This window comes from Paenibacillus sp. 05T425 (genome assembly GCF_056396205.1).
The window spans coordinates 403,494-422,564 of record NZ_JBFTLA010000005.1 but is presented as its reverse complement, the minus strand read 5'-3'; the positions used below and the strand labels follow the sequence as shown (position 1 = coordinate 422,564).

Here is a 19,071-nt window from a genome sequence, read left to right as displayed (position 1 = left end):
TAGCACCTTAACAAAGCGGAAGAAGATCCATAAACGGATCTTCTTCTTTGCTTATATGATGCTCGCGGCTAATGAGCACCTGAATAGGTAACCGCATCAGTTGTATCCGATGTTGTAACATTGTCAGCCGATTCCGCGCTCGCATCTAGCTTAGCCCGCCCCATGAACGAAGCGGCAAGCAAGGATAAGCCGACAGGAATGATTGCCCATGCGAATGTGCGAACGATAGAGTCGGACAACATGCTTGTAATCGTCTCGAGCAACTCACCAGGAAACAGCTGCCTCGTCTCAGGCGCAAGCAGCGCATGAGTATCTTCGAAGTTAAGCCCTTCCGGCAGCAGTGCGTCCGTAGATGTACCCTCTCCTGCCAAACTGCTCATTTTGTTCGAGAACGAATGGCTTTGAATTAAACCGAATACAGTGATGCCAAGTGTCATGCCAAGCGATCGCAGGAAGTTAAGCGTTGCGCTCGCCGATCCGCGTTGGCGGTAGGATAAACCATGAATGGCTGTGGTGCTTAACACCGAGAACGTTGCCCCAATGCCTAGACCGATCAATACCATATAGAATGTCACGAGAAGCCTCGATGAATCGGGAGTTAGCGTCGTGACGAGTGCCGTTCCTATACCGAGTAAAGCGAGTGTCGGAACGATGACGCTTCGATAGGAGATTTTCGAGATTAGCATTCCTCCAAGCGTAGCGGTAATGACCGTGCCGATCATCATCGGCAACAGGACGAGACCCGAGTTCGTTGCGGTGCCGCCAAGCACGCCTTGAATGAAAATCGGGATATAGACCGACGCCACGATGAATGCTGCACCGCTGAACAAAGCGGTAAGGATGCTCGTTGTATACAGTCTGTTCTTGAATAAGTTGAATGAAATAATAGGTTCTTCCGCTTTCCGTTCCGCCAGAATGAATGCGATCGCAAGTATCGCGAAGCCGGCGAACAATCCGATGATCTCCCATGAGCTCCAAGCGAATGTTTTGCCGCCAAGCTCAAGAGCGAAGATGAGGCACACAATTGCGCCAAGAAGCGCAGCCGCCCCTAGCCAATCGATCGGTTGTTTCGAGTGCTCATGCGATTCTTTGTAATTGAAGGCTACGAGCGCGAATGCGACTGCGCCAAGCGGCAGATTAATGTAGAAGATCCATTGCCAAGAAATGTGATCGGTAATATATGCGCCTAGTAGCGGACCGAATATGCTTGATAAGCCGAATACGGCGCCGAATAGTCCCATAAGACTGCCTCTCTTCTCGAGCGGGACAGCATCAAGCAAGATCGTGAACGCGATCGGTATAAGCGCGCCGCCGCCAATGCCTTGAATGGCTCTGTAGATCGCAAGTTCGGTAATCGTAGCTGCCGTTCCGCATAGTGCCGAGCCGATCATGAAGACGATAATGCCGAATACAAAAAAACGTTTGCGTCCGTACATATCCGACAGCTTGCCGAATATAGGCATACCCGCCATCTCAGCGACCATATAAGCTGACGTTACCCATACGAATTTGTCCATACCGCCCAGTTCGCCTACGATATTGCCCATCGCCGTTGCGACGATCGTGTTGTCCATGGACGCCATCAGAATGCTGAGCAGCAAACCGGCCATGACTAGCGATACATTTCTTTTCGATAATTGCTTCATTAGTTACCATACACTCCTTCGATTCCATTGGTTGTTTGTCTTGGGTTAAGTGTAAACAAAAAAGTATGACAACTGATTGTCATACTTCGGGATATAAACGGAACATATTTTCAATTTTATTTTTCATCTGCTGACGGAGTATCGCAGGCTCAAGCACCTCTACTCCGTCGCCGAAGCTAAGCAGAATTGGAATCAGCCACCGTTCGCCACGATTCGAGGGATAGCGCAKATCAATGATAAGCGAGCCGTCTTCCTTATACGTTTTGTCCGCGTTATAGAAGAAGTCCAGCGCTTTGGCTAGCGTCTCGACCTTGAAGTGCAGCAAAGCATGCTCGTATATCGTTTCCGTACGATTATACCAATGCCCGCTTTCGTCGGTAGACGGCGCTTCATGTTTGCGAGCGAAATACTCACCCAGCGCCATCAGCTCCGCGATTCGCGACAGCTTGAACTCGCGATAATCGCTGCGCGTTCTGCAATAGCCGAACAAGTACCAGGAATCATATTTGAACAACAGGCTGACCGGTTCAACATCTCGTTTCGCTCTTTCGCTCTTCGCATTAATATATTCGAACTGAATCACTTTTTGTTCCTTAATCGCATTGCGAATCAATCGAAGATTACCGTTGTAAGCCCGCTGCGAGCCGATATCCATTGACAGGCTCGGCATTCCGGACTCAGTTTGGAGAGTCTGCAGCTTATTAATCGTATCCTGCGCCTTGTCGTCTTCGAACACGGTAGACATTGTATGTAGAATCGTCACAAGCGAACCCACATCATGTGAGCCAAGCAAGCTTTTGTCCATTTTATACGTATCAATAATGCCAAACCCGCCGTTCACGCCTTGATACGATACAACTGGGATACCTGCCGCGCAGATCGTGTCAATGTCTCGATAGATCGTCCGCTGTGATACGTTATATTTGTCTGCTAGCGACGAGGCGGATACAATCTCGTTGTTCAACAGCATATAGACCATCGATATTAGTCTTTCCAGCTTCATGCTTACGCTCCTTCAAAAGTGTCAAAAACCACCGCGTTGTTAGAGCTGATGGCGGTGGTTTGTGATGTTGTGTATGCTATTGCTTGAGCTGAGTCGGATTCAAAATAAGCTTCATGCCTTCGACCTTAAGCTGATCGACACGAATGACCCAGTTTTTGAACGATTCATACGTTTCGTCCGAGAAGCCGAAGAGCTGCTGCATATCTCTGACGATTTGTTTCTCTTCATCATTATAGTCGCCGTCCGCGAAAATAAGCAGCAATATTTCAGCGAAAAAAATGTTCTTAATAGGTTCGTCTTTCAAGCCGCCTATAATATCGGCAAGCGGTCTCGCCTTTATGCCTTGCAGCTTGTTGGAATGCATGTCCATCTCACCCAAATACGTTCGCAAATATTCCTTTTCTCTACGGTTAACGAAGCCGTCGGCGTTGGCAACCACATGGGCTAATTCCAAAAACGCTTCCTTATGCTCATTCGATTGCAGGAAATGCAAAAACAAAGCGGTCCACTCCCTTGTAGGTTATCTAATTTATAAATCTTATCCCTTTACTTTCGACGGACAAGGAAGAATATCCTACAACGTATTTTGAAAAATATCAAACATTTTTTATTGATTAGGGGCTTAGGTGAGAAAAATACGGGTTGACATTGACGGAACGTAAAGGTGTACGATTAGCTTTGTCAGGAGGAATGACGATGGAATACACCGTTCAAAAGCTCGGTCAGCTTGCCGGAATCAGCACGCGGACGCTGCGTTATTACGATGAGATTGATCTTCTGAAGCCGGCCAGAATCAACTCGTCGGGATATCGGATCTATGGAAAGCAAGAGGTCGATCTGCTTCAGCAAATATTATTTTATCGCGAGCTTGGCGTTAGTTTGGAGTCGATTAAAGATTTGTTGACTTCCGAAGACTTTGATGCGGAGCATGCGCTGAAGGAGCACCGCCGACAGCTTCTGGAGAAACGCGAGCACTTGGATCGGCTTATCGAAACCGTAGACCTGACGTTAGCCCAAAGAGAAGGGAAGATTACGATGACTGACAAGCAAAAATTCGAAGCTTTTAAGCAAAAGCTAGTTGACGATAATGAGCAGCAATATGGTGCAGAGATCCGAGCCAAGTATGGAGATGAGCAAGTAAATCAATCGAATCGGAAAGTCAAGGGCATGTCAGAGCAACAGCATGCCGAGCTGGAGCGGCTCGCTGCCGATATTCACACGACGCTTGCCGCGGCGATTGCAACAGGCGATCCTGCTGGAGAGCTTGCTCAGAAAACAGCCGACATGCATCGCAGATGGCTAACGTTTTATTGGGATAAGTACAGCAAGGAAGCCCATGCCGGCGTTGCGCAAATGTATGTCGATGACGAGCGCTTCACCGCGTATTACGATAAGGATCAGCCAGGTGCCGCTGTATTCCTTCGGGATGCAATCTTCATCTATACAGGTACAGAGAAGAACGAATAGAGGTTATGCCAAGGCTGATGCAGCATGTGCATCAGCCTTGGTTTTATTTAGTCTACTTTTGCGGTTAACTCCGTTTGCTCCGAATCTCGGATTGAAGCTTCTCAATAAGCGAAGCTGCTTCCATTGTCTCGAGCACGTTCTCTCTTCGGCTTCTGACGGACAGCATCTTCGATTCTCTTTCGTTTCGGCCTAGCACGATTATATAGGGGATTTTCTCCAGTTGAGCCTCCCGAACCTTGAATCCAAGCTTCTCCGAACGAATATCGACTTGGACGCGGATACCAGCAGCTTCGAGCTGCTGCTTCACCTCAAACGCATAATCGATTTCATTGTCGGATACGGGCAACAGCTTAGCTTGCACGGGCGCGAGCCATAGCGGGAAGCTACCCGCGTAATGCTCCGTTAATATGCCGATGAACCGATCAAGCGAGCCATAGACGGCTCTATGAATAACGACGGGACGGTGCTTCTGATTATCTGCGCCGATATAGGACAGGTCGAATTTCTCTGGCATTTGGAAGTCGAGTTGTACCGTGCCGCATTGCCAGCTGCGCTTCAGCGCATCGTGAATGTGGAAGTCAATCTTCGGTCCATAAAATGCGCCGTCGCCCTCGTTGATCCGATACGGGAGTCCGCTGACATCGAGCACCTGCTGCAGAGACGACTCCGCTCGCTGCCACAACTCCTCAGAACCCATTGAATCGTCGGGGCGCGTCGAGAGCTCTATCGAATAGTCGAATCCGAACACCTTATACATATGGTCGATAAGCGAAATGACTCGTTTAATCTCATCCTCGATTTGCTCCGGAAGGACGAACAGATGCGCATCATCCTGGCAGAACGTGCGAACGCGCATCATGCCGCCAAGCGCGCCGGACGCTTCATGCCGGTGCACTTGGCCATATTCGGCAAGCCTTATCGGCAACTCCCGGTACGAATGCAAGCTGTTCTTGTAGATCAGCATGTGACCGGGACAGTTCATCGGCTTCAGTGCATATTTAATGTCGTCAACATTCGTGAAATACATATTGTCCTTATAATGGTCGTAATGCCCGGACATTTCCCATAGGGCATTGTTCATCATAAGCGGCGTGCGCACCTCTTCATATTCACGCTCCCGATGCAGCTCGCGCTCGAATTGCTCCAGCTCATTGCGGATAATCATGCCGTTGGGCAAATAAAACGGCATCCCCGGAGCTTCCTCGGCGAACATGAACAAACCTAGCTCCTTGCCGAGTTTACGATGATCACGTTTCTTCGCTTCTTCAAGCAAATGCAAATGTTGCTCCAGCTCAGACTTCTTAGGGAAAGCAGTCCCATAGATACGCTGCAGCATCTTGTTGCGAGCGTCGCCGCGCCAATAAGCGCCTGCAACGCTAAGCAGCTTGAATGCCTTGACTCTTCCAGTCGACGGCAGATGCGGCCCGCGGCAGAGATCAACGAATTCGCCTTGCGAGTAAAGTGAAATGACGCTATCTCCGGGCAAACCGTCAATAAGCTCCAGCTTTAGCGGTTCTTCCAAGTTAGAGAAGTAGGCTATTGCCTCCTCCCTATTCGCTACACGACGAACTATTGGCAAGTCTTCTCGTATAATGCTTGCCATCTCCGCTTCAATCGCAGCAAGATCATCTGTAGACAAAGGCTTCTCGATGTCGATATCGTAATAAAAGCCGCCTCCAATAACCGGCCCGATCCCAAGCTTCACAGCTTTATCGCCATACAGACGTTTGATCGCTTGCGCCATGATATGAGCCGTGCTGTGGCGGTATATTTCCAATCCATCCTTGCTGTCTTGCATGATCAATTCGAGTCTGCAGTCCTGCACAATCGGATGGTTCAGATCAACGAGCTTGCCGTCGATTTTGCCGGCGACAGCGTTTTTACCCACGCTTGATGAGATAGAAGTTGCGATTGCTGCAAGGGTCGTGCCTTGCTGATACCTCCTAATAGCTTGATCTGGCATTGTGACGTTGATTTCCATGATTGGCCTCCATTTCTGCATATTCGCTTCGTTTAATTATTTATGAACGCAAAAAAACGCATCTCTCCCGGAAAGGGACGAGTGCGTTCAAGCTCGTGGTTCCACCCTCATTCGATCATACGGACGAACAAACGCCTCGCGAGCGCGCTCATTGCCGGAATGATCCTTAGGTATCCTTTAACGGGGATAAGTCGGTGACCTATACTGTTCCAATCGCCTTATGAACGAGCGGAAGTTCCAGGTCACGGCTGCAAAGCGGTAATTCCACAATCGTAGCTGAAGAAGCTCACACCAATCGCTTCTCTCTCTGACAGCCCGTAAATGGGAATGTTGTCTTTGGTCAATGCCTCAATTTGTAATTCCGATCATAACGAATTGGTTTTGCTCATGTCAAGTGACATTTTCGGAACTTAATAAAATTGGCATGTGGTTGGCGCTTTATATTTAACATCATTAATCAATATTTAATTTAATCGCATTAAATAAATTCAAGTCCGATATACATAAGGGTCTTTAGGGGTGTCGATCTTATTCCACTCCGCAACTTTTAACACGGGTATCGTTTGTTTGAACGGTTGATACAGCTCCCAGCTCAGTTTGCCGGACACATGAACCCAATCATCATCTGCGAGCTGCGTGCCATTCGGAAACTCCACAAGCATGCCGAATACGCCGGAATCTGCGACGCAGTGAATGAATCCAAAGCGGAACACAAAATAATGGTTGCCGTCGACCTGAACGCCCTTATAGGCGAAACCGTCGAAACCGATTGTTTTGTTCATGAAAGCGGAGGGGTCATTGTAGATAGCCTCCATCCCCTTCAAATAATCGGCGTCCGTCAGTTTAATCATAGATCGGTTAATGAACTCCTCTCTCTCGCGCTGCGCGACATCCTTATAGCTGTCTTTATTGTAAAAGATGCTGGAGTCCGGCTTCAGGAATTGATGATTGCCGGGATTTAGCTCCACATTTTGCTCAAAAGTTGGAAACGAGAAACCTTTTGCCTTGACGAAGCTGGAATCAAGCGCATAAGCAGGTAAAAACAGTCCTGTGAAGATTGGTACGAACAGCACGGCATAACCAAGATATCGCTTGAGCTTGTTCGGCTCATCATGCGAATGACCATGATCATGTCCGTGGTCATCGTCATTATGATGGTCATGATGGTTATGATCCACCGTACAACATTCATTTTCCGATGCAGCGCGTTTCTCTTCGGCAACTTGCTTACGAGAGACGCGAATAAATTCGACTACGCCAAGAAATCCCATAATAACAATAGCGCTAATCGACAAATAGGCATATTTCATATTGATAAATTTATTGATATCGCCTGTATAATGCAGCATGAAGAACATGAAGGAAAATCCAATCAAAATGAAAAAACGAACCATTTAAAACAACCTCCCTACTACTAAAGAACCGGCTAGGGTGAAGCAAACGATCAGGCCAATCAATACGAGAACGAACTTGGTACTGAACGTGCCCAGCAGCATGAGCGTATTTTTGATATCTACCATAGGACCGAATACGAGAAATGCCGATAACGAGCCAACCGAGAACGTGCTGCGGAATGAGGCTGCAATGAAAGCATCCGCTTCCGAGCATAAGGAAATAAGAAAAGCAAGCGCGATCATGACAAGCGACGAAGTGAGCGGATTGCTTCCCAGGTGAAGCAAGTACGAGGTTGGCACGAACGTCTGCATGCTAGCAGCGATGAAAGCGCCAAGAACTAAATATTTGCCTACAGAGAAAAACTCCTCGATAGCATGGACGATGACCTCATATAGCTTCGTTCGCATAGGGATGCGCTTCTCTTCATCTGCTGCTTGCATGTGAGTTCCAGATGGAACGGTATCCTGATTCGTATGTTTGAAAGGGATTGTTTTGAACATATAGGATAAAAGAACGGCAACCGAGAAAGCGACTGCTGCGGCTAATCCTGCGCGAATCCCTACCATTTCCCAACTGTTGCCGAAGGCGATATAGGTTGAGAACAGTACGATAGGATTCAGAATGGGACCCGTCAACATGAACGCAATCCCCGCATGGAGCGGCATCCCCTTCTTCAGTAGTCTGCGTGTGATCGGAACGATACCGCATTCGCATGAGGGAAAGAACAGTCCTATTCCACAGCCGAYGAAGGCAGCAAGGAAACGGTTCCGGGGCATAATACTTGAAATGAAGCTTTCTTTAACGAAGGCTTGAATAAGTCCGGATATAAGCACACCTACGAGCACGAATGGAATGGCCTCCATAACCATGCTAATAAAAATCGTATTCAATTGGTAAAACGTTGTCACTCCATTCAACTCCACTAGTTTCAGTATTTCAAAAATAGGACTATCTATTAATATAGCTCTTAAACACTCGATAGGAAAGTCGGTTAAGAGAATAAAAAAGCGACATTCGTTAGGATCATTGATCTTAACGAACATCACTTTGATAATTGCATTTAGTCGATAGCTTGCAACTCCTGTTGGAGCCTTAACGGCATGATCGATACGGTCGATGTTTTGAAGCCGGGCATCTTGCAGTTTGGATCAAGCTCGGGGCTTGTTGCGCGATTAACGTTCTGAGCTCCGCCCCAGTGCATCGGTACGAACACCGTATCTTCGCGGATTTGATCGGTAATTCGGCTTCGTACGGTGAAGCTGCCCCGCTTGGATTGAACGACTACCCATTCGCCTTCCTCAATCCAATACTGCTTCGCTGTCTTCGGATGGATCTCGATGAAATTGTCCATGTTCCGAGCGGCTAATGTCTTGCTGCGGCGAGTTTGCACGCCTGTCAAATAATGCGACAGCACCCTGCCGTTCGTCATCGTCAACGGATATTGCTCGCATGGCGTTTCTTGCGGCTGTCTGCTCTCTACTGCCGTGAACACGGCTCTGCCGTCAGGATGAGCGAAGAAGTTCTGGAACATAATGCCTGCGCTTGGCTTATCAGGCGAAGGGCAAGGCCAGTAGACGCCGCCTTCCCTACGCAAACGATCGTAATTAATGCCGTAGTAATCGGCTAGACCGCCGCGGCTTGCTAATCGAAGCTCCTCAAAGATTTGCTCAGCCGTTTGGAACGGGAAGTAGCTTTCATAGCCGAGTAAGGATGCCAACTCGCACAGAATGGACCAGTCATGCTTCGTGCTGCCAGGAGCCACGACGTTCAATTCTCTGAGCAGTACACGTCCTTCCAGATTCGTGAGTGTACCGGTATTCTCGATATAGGAAGTGACGGGCAGAATAACGTCCGCCATACGCGCTGTCTCCGACATGAACATATCGGCGACGACGAGAAAATCGCATTTTGCAAGACCATCCTCGACTAGCGTTGCATTCGGATTGGAGACAACGGGATTGGAGCCCATTACGAAAAGCGAACGAATGACATCCTGATGGACGAGTTCCATCATTTCATAAGCAGAGACGCCTTTGCGGGGCAATCGCTCCGGCTCAATTCCCCATACCTTAGCCACATAGGCTCGATCATGCTCGTTCTCGATTGAGCGATAACCCGGCAACTGATCACTCTTCTGACCATGCTCACGTCCACCTTGTCCATTTCCTTGTCCCGTCACTGCGCCGTAACCGCAGCCAGGCTTGCCTATCTTGCCGGTAGCCAGCACGAGATTAAGGAAACCGCGAACAGCCATATGGCCGTCAGTCTGCTGCTCCACCCCTCTTGCCGTGAAAACAATACCTGTGTCAGCCTTACCGTAAGCAATAGCTGCCTTACGAATATCGGCTTCGCTAATACCCGTCAAAGCGGCAATGTCCTCGATATGGATCGTCGATAGATGTTTCTTCAGCTCATAGAAGCCGCTCGTCTTCTCTACAATAAATTTCTCGTTCAACAGCCCTTCTTCCTCAAGCGCTTTGAGCAGACCATTAGCAAGCGCGGCATCTGTACCGGGTCTTACTTGCAGATGAATATCGGCAATCGCCGCCGTTGCTGTTACTCGCGGATCAATAACGATAATGGTCGCGCCGTTTTCCTTCGCTTTCGTGAAGTAGGGCATGAGCGTTGGCTGGCATTCGGCGATATTCGTACCGGCAAGAATGATACAACGCGCCAGCGGAATATCTGCCAGTCGACACGTGAGTCCGCGGTCAACGCCGAATACTTTCGTTCCTGCCGATGCGGCGGCCGACATGCAGAAGCGGCCGTTATAATCGATATATTTGGTGCCTAATGCGATACGGGCGAACTTGCCGAGCAGATAAGCCGTCTCATTCGTCAGTGAACCGCCGCCATAGACGCCAATAGCGTCCGGACCGTACTTCTCGCTTGTCGCTTGGAATTGATCGMGAATCGTGCGCAGCGCTTCTTCCCAAGTCGCTTCGATGAACTGACCGCCTCGCTTAATGAGAGGATGCAGCAAACGTTCCGTGCTCGTCGCATGCTGGTGAGCATTCATGCCCTTAACGCATAAGCGGCCTTCAGAAGCAGCATTGGCTGCTCCTTCAATCGTATAGGATAGACGGTTCGAGCCTTCTGCTGGCTCCGTTATCGTTACTTGCATCTTGCATTGCACACTGCAGAAGGGACACTGCGTCTGTATGACGTTCAGTTTATCGCTGTTTGTTGCTTCAGTGACTAACGGCGGCATTGACTTCACCTATCCTCTCGGTTGATTCAAGTTGCAGATAAGGGCGATTCGCATGATCGAACAGTTCTCTTCTCGCTTCGAGATCAAGCAGCAATTCTCTAATATCTACGATTCCGTCGCGCTCGAGCCACTTCCATAGCGGCTCGCCGTAATACGCACGCTCACGATACAGCTGTATGCATGCGACGGATAATTCCAAGGCATCCATGTCGCTTTCCACGATACCGATCAATTGCCCTTGCTTTACGGGCAGCTCCATATGTCCGCCGGCATACAGCTCCCAGCCTGAAGGCGAGCCGGTTAGGCCGATATCCTGAACAAGGATACCGATTGGCGTCTTGACTCCGGAAGAAACAGCTGCTTTCAGAGGTGTAGGCATTGAAGCTTGCGACCACATCGAACGCAGCGCTTCACCAAGCCATACCGAGTTGAAGCCCTCTCCTTGACTCATAATCGCTGAGCTTGCGGAATGAATCGTTAGACGATTGTCTACTCCTGTAATGGCTGTAAATGATTGCGGATGTTTAAGCTCCATATAGTAATGAATGGCGTTATTGCAGAGACGGCAGCCGTTCATTTTACCCCAATTCAGTGCTAGCCTGACCGACTGCGCATTCGTAAATGAATGGCTTTGGATGGCGGTCTTAAGCGCCTGATGGCCGACTGTCGTACAACCGCAAATAGCCGGTTCTGTTGCTTGCGCCCCATCTTTGCCGCTGCGAAGCGCGAAACGGACGACTGCGCTAACCATCGGTCGGCATCCCCCGCAGGAGCTGGACGCTTTCGTCTTATCGCGAACTTGCTCCGCCGTATTCAATCCGTTCTCCAAGACCGCGCACATAATGGCTGATTTCGTAACGGCATTGCAGGCGCATACGGTCTCTCGAGGCGCCATGTTCTCTGCTTCGACATCAATCGGAGAGCTTCCGTCTTGCGCTTGACTGCTTGCAGCTTTCAAGGCGCTGATAGGCGCTTTTTTCTTAACGAGGTTAAGTAAAGTGGTCGCTTCATCGGTGTCGCCGTACAAAATAGCGCCGCATACTCTTCCGTATTGCATGGTCACTTTTTTGTAGGTGTTATGAATGCCATCGTATTGCTGGATTGCGGTATCTGCTTTATCCTCTTGAATGTCTCCGACGGAGAACACCTGCACACCTGATACTTTAAGCTGCGCATAAGGAATCGACCCTTCATAAGGAGGCGTTGCTTCGTCGCAAATCGTTCGAGCAAGCACCTTGCCCTGCTCATAGAGCGGAGCAACCAGCCCATAGGCGATTCCTCTGTGTTCGGCGCATTCACCTACGGCATATACGTTAGCGATATTAGTCCGCATGTAATCATCGACCATAATTGCGCGATTCGTATCGATGCCGCTGCGTTTGGCGAGATCAATGTTCGGCCKGATACCTACGGAAAGAACGATAAGATCGGCTTCAACGGTGAGGCCCGTCGTGAACCGAATGCCCTTCGCACGGTCACGCCCGATAATTTTGTCCGTTTCCTTGCCGAGCCAGAAGCGCATGCCCTGACCTTCCAGTTCCTTCTGCAGAAGCTCTGCTGATGCCAGGTCAAGCTGGCGATTCATTAAATAAGGCGCATTATGAATGACTGTGGCTTCCATACCGAGATTAAGAAGTCCCCTTGCAGCTTCAAGACCTAGCAATCCCCCGCCAATGACCGCCGCTTTGCGATATTTGCCTGCATAATCGATCATCGTCTTGCAATCGTCGATATTACGGAAGGAGATGACGCCGGGTTTATTAACGCCGATAATCGGTGGGATAAAGGCCGATGAGCCTGTAGCTATAATAAGGATATCGAACGGAATCCGTAGGCCGGATGCCGTTTCTACACTCTGTATATCGCCATGATGAATGCGTGTAGCGGTCTCGCCCGTATATAGCTTGATGCCTTTCTCCGTATACCATGACCAATCATTGATGACTATATCGTTAATGGAGGAATCTCCTTGCAGCACCTTGGACAATAAAATCCGATTGTAATTCGGATGTTTCTCGCTGCCGATCACCGTAATTTGGAATTGTTCAGCATTGATATTCAATATTTCCTCGACGCATTTGATGCCGGCCATTCCGTTTCCGATAACTACAAGCTGTTTTCTACTCATTATGTCCACATCCACTCGCACATTTTTTTCTATATCGTGAGCGATACCCATTGTACTTCTTGGCCGATAATAGCCCCCGTACCACCTGGCGGAATGAGAGCCAGCGCATTAGCTTTAGCGAACGCCGCGACATTTCCGGATTTATCGTTCGTCAGCGGTTCGACCATCCATTCTTTCTCTGAACGGTAGACGAATGCTCTTATATATCTAGGGTACGGGCAAGGCTTCAGTATGGAATCCATTAAGCGGCCATCCAGCCAGGTGGAGCGATATTCGGTTTTGCCGCTTGCTTTGAGAACAACTGGCTTAAGCAATAGCTCTAGTCCTGCGAAGCATGCGGAAGGATTGCCTGATAAGCATATAATCAATCGATTAGAACGTCGGAACGCTGAGGTTGGTGTACCTGGACGCATAATCGTTTTCGTAAAAATCGCTTCTGCTCCGATACGTTCCGCAGCTTCTTTCACATAATCGTAATCGCCTACCGATACTCCACCGGTCGTGACAACCATATCGGCCTTTGTGAGGCACTCCTGAATGGCAGCTTCTATCCGCTCTAGACAATCAGGCACAACAGGATAACGGATAACGGATGCGCCAAGCTCTTTCAAGCGAGCTCCTATCATATAACTGTTAGATTCGTAGATTTGGCCACCGCTTAGCTCTCGTCCAGGCGCGATTAACTCATCGCCGATGGGGAGAACGGCTACCTTCGGACGCTCGTATACTTCAATCTCCCATTGCCCGACAGATGCGAGAATGGCCACTTCTTTGGCCCTCAGCTCAGTCCCCCGATACAACAGCTTCATCCCTTGCGGAACGTCTTCGCCTTTCTCTGCAATATGCTGACCTATCGTACATGGCCGATCGAGTCTTATTCTGCGATATCCATTGCGCGCTTCGAGAGGTATTGCCGTTTCTTGGATGACGACTGTATCATAACCTTCCGGTACGGGCGCCCCGGTGAATATGCGAACAGCATCATTTAGATGAAGCGTTGAAGCAGTTGGCTGCTCATGCTGCGTTATATGTCCGGCACGCACTTCATCAATAATACGCAGCTCCACGGGGCGTTCCCTTGATGCGCCTTGCAGAGCTGCTGCCTGGACTGCATACCCATCCATCGCCGCTCTCCGGAATGGAGGCAATGAGACGATGCTTTCGAAGTCATTCGCAAGTACTCTTGCCCCAGCATCCTCTAACGAAACCGTTTCAATGGGAGGTTCTTTCACGCAAGCAAGCAGTTTCATCGAAGCTAATGATACGGAAGCTGTCATCGGATGCTGAACGTTAACGATTGCCATTATGATCCTCCCCTATCTTAACGTACATGGTTTTATAAACAGAAAATGCCCTCTCCCTGTTATTCAGGAAAAAGGCACCGTTGCCGAGTGAGCCAGCACAACGCTGTGCGAAGCTCTTATCATATGTTTAGAGTAGGTTATTTTTACGCTTATGTCAATATACATAACATAATTAAACATAAGCGAACAAAAAAATATTTCATGTTATATATATTGACATTAAGGTAACTCACCTCTATAATTCGAGTTGGGAACACCGTAAGACACTATAACGTAAACGACAGGCAGCACAATGACGTGCGCCGTTGGCAATGAAGCCGCGTTTCGCCCCTTTTTCAACAGGGCGAAGTGCGGCTTTTGTACATTTTAACCATTGAATGTGTTAGGCTTCACGAACGAAGCGTCGGTCCGGACCGAAACGCGAAAAAAAAAGAGAAGATAAAGGGAGAGATAGGCATGGAGAAAAAAAGTTTTTGGCAAAGCGGACACAAACCAACGTTATTTAGCGCATTTCTATATTTTGATATCAGCTTTATGATTTGGGTTCTCATTGGCCCGCTTAGCGTCATTATTGCTGCCGACTATCCGATGGACCCGGTTCAAAAAGCGAATCTTGTTGCTCTTCCCGTACTAGGCGGCTCGATCCTGCGTTTGGTGCTCGGCTTCCTAACCGATTATATCGGTCCTAAGCTTACGGCACAGATTGGCATGGTTTTGACGGTCATCCCTCTCGTGCTCGGCTGGCAATTCGTTCATTCGTTAGATCAGCTTTACATCGTCGCTATTCTGTTAGGCATTGCAGGCGCCTCGTTCGCGGCAGCACTTCCGTTAGCCGGTCAATGGTATTCCAAGGAACATCAAGGTCTTGCAATGGGTATTGCAGGGGCAGGCAACAGCGGTACGATCTTCTCCACGCTGTTCGCCAACCGCTTGGCGCAACATTTCGGCGGCTGGGAAGCCGTATTCGGCTTAGCTCTTATCCCGATCGTGCTTGTATTTATCTTCTTTACGATTTTCGCCAAAAACAGCCCGAACCGTCCCGCACCTAAGAAGCTTACGCAATACGGTTCTTTATTGAAACAACGCGACGCTTGGGTGTTCTGCTTGTTCTATTGCGTTACATTCGGCGGTTTCGTCGGTCTTACCAACTATTTGACGATCTTCTTCAATACGCAATACGGTCTCTCTCCAGTCAAAGCGGCTGATTTCACTACAATCTGCGTTATCGCAGGCAGCTTCTTCAGACCGGTAGGCGGTTACTTAGCCGATCGATTCGGCGGTACGCGCATGTTGACGGTTCTCTATGCTGTCGCAGGACTTATGCTGGCTTCGATATCAACGCTTCCGCCATTGCCTGTCGTTATCGTTCTCTTATTCATCGGAATGATGTCGCTTGGTATGGGAAATGGATCGGTATTCCAACTCGTACCGCAGCGTTTCGGCAACGAACTCGGCCTGATGACGGGTATCGTCGGAGCTGCAGGCGGTATTGGAGGATATGTGTTGCCGCTTATTTTGGGCAAGCTGTACCAATCGTCAGGTGCATATACGGCAGGTTTCCTAGTACTCAGCGGAATCGCGCTTGCAGCGCTTATCACTCTGTATGTCATTCAGTTCAGCTGGCGCAAACAGTGGATGGGAAAAGGCGGCAAGGCGCTTATCCAAACCAGCGGAGAAGGCTCCACGATTAATCTATAATCCTTACTGAGCGTTACGCATCGCTTGCGTTTTCATTGACCGCCCGACTTATCGCAACATGTCGATAAATAATTCATTCGAAGAGCAATAAGTGACAAACATCACGCATACAATCTGATAGTATGTTAATCATGTTGTCTCATCTTATGAATAGGAGCGTTGTCAATGAAAACAATTGCGAATGAAAATTTCAAAGACGAAACGATACAATTTGACGGATTCAACTTCGTCAGTTGCACGTTCACGAACTGTATCATTATTATCTCCACTCTAGATTTCAACTTCGAGCAGTGTTCGTTTTTCGAATCAACGCTGCACGTGAATCCGAAGCTGCCAATCTTTGAGATTTCGCATCGTCTCTCTCAATCTTCCTATGATAATGACACCAATTGCTATAGAAACGATTACAAATATCCGAGAACGACGATTCATCTTCCTGTCGTGACACCGCTCTAAAAGTCGTGCGCAGGCAAAATGAAACGAGCGAGCTGCCCGCAAAAATGCGGTAAGCTCGCTCGTTTTCGTTTACAACACATCAGTCAGTTGGCTTCGGCTATGGGTGTCAAGCTCCTGCCAATCGGCTATCTCGCAACGCTTGCCGTTAATATCGGTCAATATGACTCGATTGCCACCTGGGAACTGCAGATGCTCGTGCAGGTTGCGCATCGCCATGCTCGTCGGCCCGAGATTCGTCTGAAGCTCCCATATCCATAGATCGGATTTCTGCTTCACGCTCTCGACTCTCGTTACGGTTGGGAGAAAATAACGGTATCGCAGCTCCTGCTCAAGCTCCCTCTTGCTTTCGTCATCGAGTTTCTCTATGTCTTCGATGATGCCCAGCTCGTCGCCCTTCACATCTCTTACCGATATATAACGTGTCGTATACAGGAAAGGGAAGGAGCGGTGAATGACCAGCTCCTCATACGGCTTCCCTTCTACGATGCCTTGAAAGACGCCGCCGCCTCCCCTGCTGAACAATACATGTTCGGGGTCGAACACTTTGATGCTGTATTTGTCGTCCATCAGCCTTCAACCCCCTTAATCTTCGACAGCTCCTGCTGCGCTTCGACGAGCTTATGATAGGCGCCCTTCTTGTCGAGCAGCTCTTCATGGGTGCCGACCTCGACGATCTTGCCTCGCTCCAGAACGACAAGTCTGTTCGCGTTGCGAAGCGTTGAGAGACGGTGGGCTATGGCGAATGTTGTTCTGCCTTTAATGAGTCTCGTGATCGCTTCCTGGATTTGACGCTCCGTCTCGGTGTCCACAGAGGCTGTCGCTTCGTCCAGGATAAGGATGCGAGGATCATGAATGATCGCTCGCGCAATCGATACACGCTGCTTCTCTCCGCCGGAGAGGCGATGTCCGCGTTCGCCGACCCTCGTATCGTAGCCGTCCGGCAATCGAACGATGAAATCATGCGCATTGGCAATCTTAGCCGCTTGCATAATTTCAATCGGTGTCGCATTCGGCTTGGAATACGCGATATTCTCGGCAATCGTACCATCGAATAAGAAGGTTTCCTGCAGCACGACGCCAATCTGCCTGCGAAGGTCGCTCTGGCTTATACGGCGAAGATCGATGCCGTCGATAGAAATCGATCCTTCATCCGTATCGTAGAAGCGGCAGATCATATTAATGAACGTGGATTTGCCTGCTCCGGAATGACCGACAAGCCCGATCATTTCGCCGGCTTCCACATCAAGGTTAATGTCCTTAATGACCGGATGATGTTTCTCGTAACCGTATGTCACTTTATCGAAGCGCACATGGCCTTCAATCGTTCCTATTACGGCTGGATCCTTCACATCCGGCACCTCGGACGGCGTATCCATTATCTCGAATACCCTATCGGCTGCGGCAAGCGCATTGCTGGCCCAGTTGATCATTTGGCTAACCCATTGAAGCGGGCCGAATAGCATCGTCAGGTAAGCGATCAAAGCCATTAGTGTACCGAGTTGAAGCTCATTATGTATAACAGATTGCCCGCCGTTATACCAAATGAGCAGTGTGCCGATGCCAGCAATGAATGAGAATAATGGGAACATGCCTTGCCATAGGCCTTCAATTCTAATGTTGTGGCGCACAACCTCGCGGTTCGCGACCTCATAACGGGACATTTCCGTCTTTTCTTGACCGAATGCTTTCACGACCCGAACACCTTGCAACGAATCGCCCACCAAGACGTTCAGTCTGAATATCGCCCGCCATTGCTGATACCACCGCCGGCCTATCTTCGGCCATAGCTTCATTGACACCAGAACCATGAACGGCATCGGCAGCATTGCATACAAAGTAAGCTTCCAATCGAGGCCGAACATAATAATGAAGATCGCGATAACGCGCAGCGACTCGCCGCTTACCCAAATGACGCCGTCGGTCATGAATTGCCGCATGGCCTCCGAATCGCTGTTCACCCGTCCGATAAACTGAGAGGTCTGCCTTCGATCGAAGAACGCTAACGAAAGCCGCATTAATGAACTGTATACGTCTTTGCGCAAATCGCCCATCAACTTAGATCCAACCCATACGCCGATAAGCCCTCGTACCGTCTGCATAATGGTCATGAGCAATGCCGTTACACCTAGCCCAAGGACAACCATTAACAGCTTAGAACCTGTGTCTTTCGGTTGTAGAACATCATCGATCATTACTTTCGTCAAATAAGGCGGGATAAGCTCTACCAATGTCGTGATGACGAGCAGGAACCCGGCTGCCGCCATCTGAAGTTTATACGGTAAAGCATAGCTGAGCATACGCAGTATCACTTTTTTGTTGCTTTTGCATAGAGGGCATACTTGCGTGCCCTCGGAGAGCGGATTATTGCATTTCGGACAATATCTCGGAAATTCCTTCTCCGAGATGACGGGCCGTTCCTCTCCTTTGGCTAATGCGCCAATGAGCTTGGCAGCGAAGCTGAACACCGTTGTCAGGGCAGCGGTATACCGAGCGGCAACGACTGGCCCTTTCTTGGTATCGATCATAAGCATACCGCCGCCAACGCCGCCTGCGGCGCGTGCATCTGTTACATCACTAAGTGCGATGGATAACTGCTGCTTGCCTGCTTCGTTCCAAAGCATTAATTCCTGTTCCGTAATCGTCAGCCACTGTTCGCCGAAATGTCCATCCGTAAGCAAATCCGTTTTACCGCTGAACAACGGTTCGAGCTTCAGCTTCGATTGTATGGCAGTTGGTAATTTCTCTAAAACCGACAATTTAGCCCCCCCATTCGCAAGCGGCT

14 protein-coding genes are annotated in these 19,071 nt (G+C 49.2%); 3 read left to right on the top strand and 11 right to left on the bottom strand.

What is annotated here, in order from left to right:
• Positions 1-68: 68 nt before the first annotated feature.
• The 3 genes from AC1DF0_RS13855 to AC1DF0_RS13845 form a co-directional block, all read right to left on the bottom strand.
• The gene (locus tag AC1DF0_RS13855) at positions 69-1,646 is read right to left on the bottom strand and encodes an MDR family MFS transporter (protein ID WP_442053279.1); all 1,578 of its coding nucleotides are present in this window, start codon (positions 1,644-1,646) and stop codon (positions 69-71) included.
• 79 nt (positions 1,647-1,725) lie between these two features.
• Positions 1,726-2,649, bottom strand: a complete 924-nt coding sequence (locus AC1DF0_RS13850; protein WP_477574381.1) for a helix-turn-helix transcriptional regulator — start codon at positions 2,647-2,649, stop codon at positions 1,726-1,728.
• Positions 2,650-2,725: 76 nt separating this feature from the next.
• Positions 2,726-3,148 (bottom strand): tellurite resistance TerB family protein, encoded by a 423-nt coding sequence (locus tag AC1DF0_RS13845; protein WP_477574380.1) that lies wholly within the window; start codon positions 3,146-3,148, stop codon positions 2,726-2,728.
• A 197-nt stretch (positions 3,149-3,345) separates the two neighbouring features.
• Here AC1DF0_RS13845 and AC1DF0_RS13840 point away from each other — a divergent pair, with 197 nt between their 5' ends.
• Positions 3,346-4,116 carry a MerR family transcriptional regulator gene (locus tag AC1DF0_RS13840; RefSeq protein ID WP_477574379.1) on the top strand — a complete coding sequence of 257 codons (771 nt, stop codon included), beginning with the start codon at positions 3,346-3,348 and terminating at the stop codon, positions 4,114-4,116.
• Positions 4,117-4,180: 64 nt separating this feature from the next.
• Here AC1DF0_RS13840 and thrS read toward each other — a convergent pair whose 3' ends face one another.
• The 6 genes from thrS to AC1DF0_RS13810 all read right to left on the bottom strand — a co-directional run bounded on the left by thrS (position 4,181) and on the right by AC1DF0_RS13810 (position 14,135).
• The gene (gene thrS, locus AC1DF0_RS13835) at positions 4,181-6,097 is read right to left on the bottom strand and encodes a threonine--tRNA ligase (protein WP_477574378.1); all 1,917 of its coding nucleotides are present in this window, start codon (positions 6,095-6,097) and stop codon (positions 4,181-4,183) included.
• 488 nt (positions 6,098-6,585) lie between these two features.
• Positions 6,586-7,491, bottom strand: a complete 906-nt coding sequence (locus tag AC1DF0_RS13830) for a TIGR03943 family putative permease subunit (protein WP_442053252.1) — start codon at positions 7,489-7,491, stop codon at positions 6,586-6,588.
• Entirely contained in the window at positions 7,492-8,400 is a 909-nt protein-coding gene (locus tag AC1DF0_RS13825) for a permease (RefSeq protein WP_477574377.1), read from the bottom strand.
• 152 nt (positions 8,401-8,552) lie between these two features.
• Positions 8,553-10,703, bottom strand: coding sequence for an assimilatory nitrate reductase catalytic subunit NasC (gene nasC / locus AC1DF0_RS13820; protein ID WP_477574376.1), 2,151 nt, complete (start codon positions 10,701-10,703; stop codon positions 8,553-8,555).
• On the bottom strand, positions 10,684-12,831 hold the full coding sequence (gene nirB, locus AC1DF0_RS13815; protein WP_477574375.1) for a nitrite reductase large subunit NirB: 2,148 nt from the start codon (positions 12,829-12,831) through the stop codon (positions 10,684-10,686). The genes nasC and nirB overlap by 20 nt, the downstream gene beginning before the upstream one ends.
• Before the next feature lie 29 nt (positions 12,832-12,860).
• Positions 12,861-14,135, bottom strand: a complete 1,275-nt coding sequence (locus AC1DF0_RS13810) for a molybdopterin molybdotransferase MoeA (protein WP_477574374.1) — start codon at positions 14,133-14,135, stop codon at positions 12,861-12,863.
• A 456-nt stretch (positions 14,136-14,591) separates the two neighbouring features.
• Here AC1DF0_RS13810 and AC1DF0_RS13805 point away from each other — a divergent pair, with 456 nt between their 5' ends.
• Positions 14,592-15,833, top strand: a complete 1,242-nt coding sequence (locus AC1DF0_RS13805) for a nitrate/nitrite transporter (RefSeq protein WP_477574373.1) — start codon at positions 14,592-14,594, stop codon at positions 15,831-15,833.
• Positions 15,834-15,998: 165 nt separating this feature from the next.
• Positions 15,999-16,289, top strand: a complete 291-nt coding sequence (locus AC1DF0_RS13800) for a hypothetical protein (RefSeq protein ID WP_477574372.1) — start codon at positions 15,999-16,001, stop codon at positions 16,287-16,289.
• A gap of 69 nt (positions 16,290-16,358) precedes the next feature.
• Here the strand turns inward: AC1DF0_RS13800 and AC1DF0_RS13795 are convergent, their stop codons facing one another.
• A complete protein-coding gene (locus tag AC1DF0_RS13795) occupies positions 16,359-16,856 on the bottom strand; it encodes a DUF1854 domain-containing protein (protein ID WP_477574371.1) in 498 nt (165 codons plus the stop codon).
• Positions 16,856-19,045, bottom strand: a complete 2,190-nt coding sequence (locus AC1DF0_RS13790; RefSeq protein WP_477574370.1) for an ABC transporter ATP-binding protein — start codon at positions 19,043-19,045, stop codon at positions 16,856-16,858. The genes AC1DF0_RS13795 and AC1DF0_RS13790 overlap by 1 nt, the downstream gene beginning before the upstream one ends.
• Positions 19,046-19,071 lie beyond the last annotated feature (26 nt).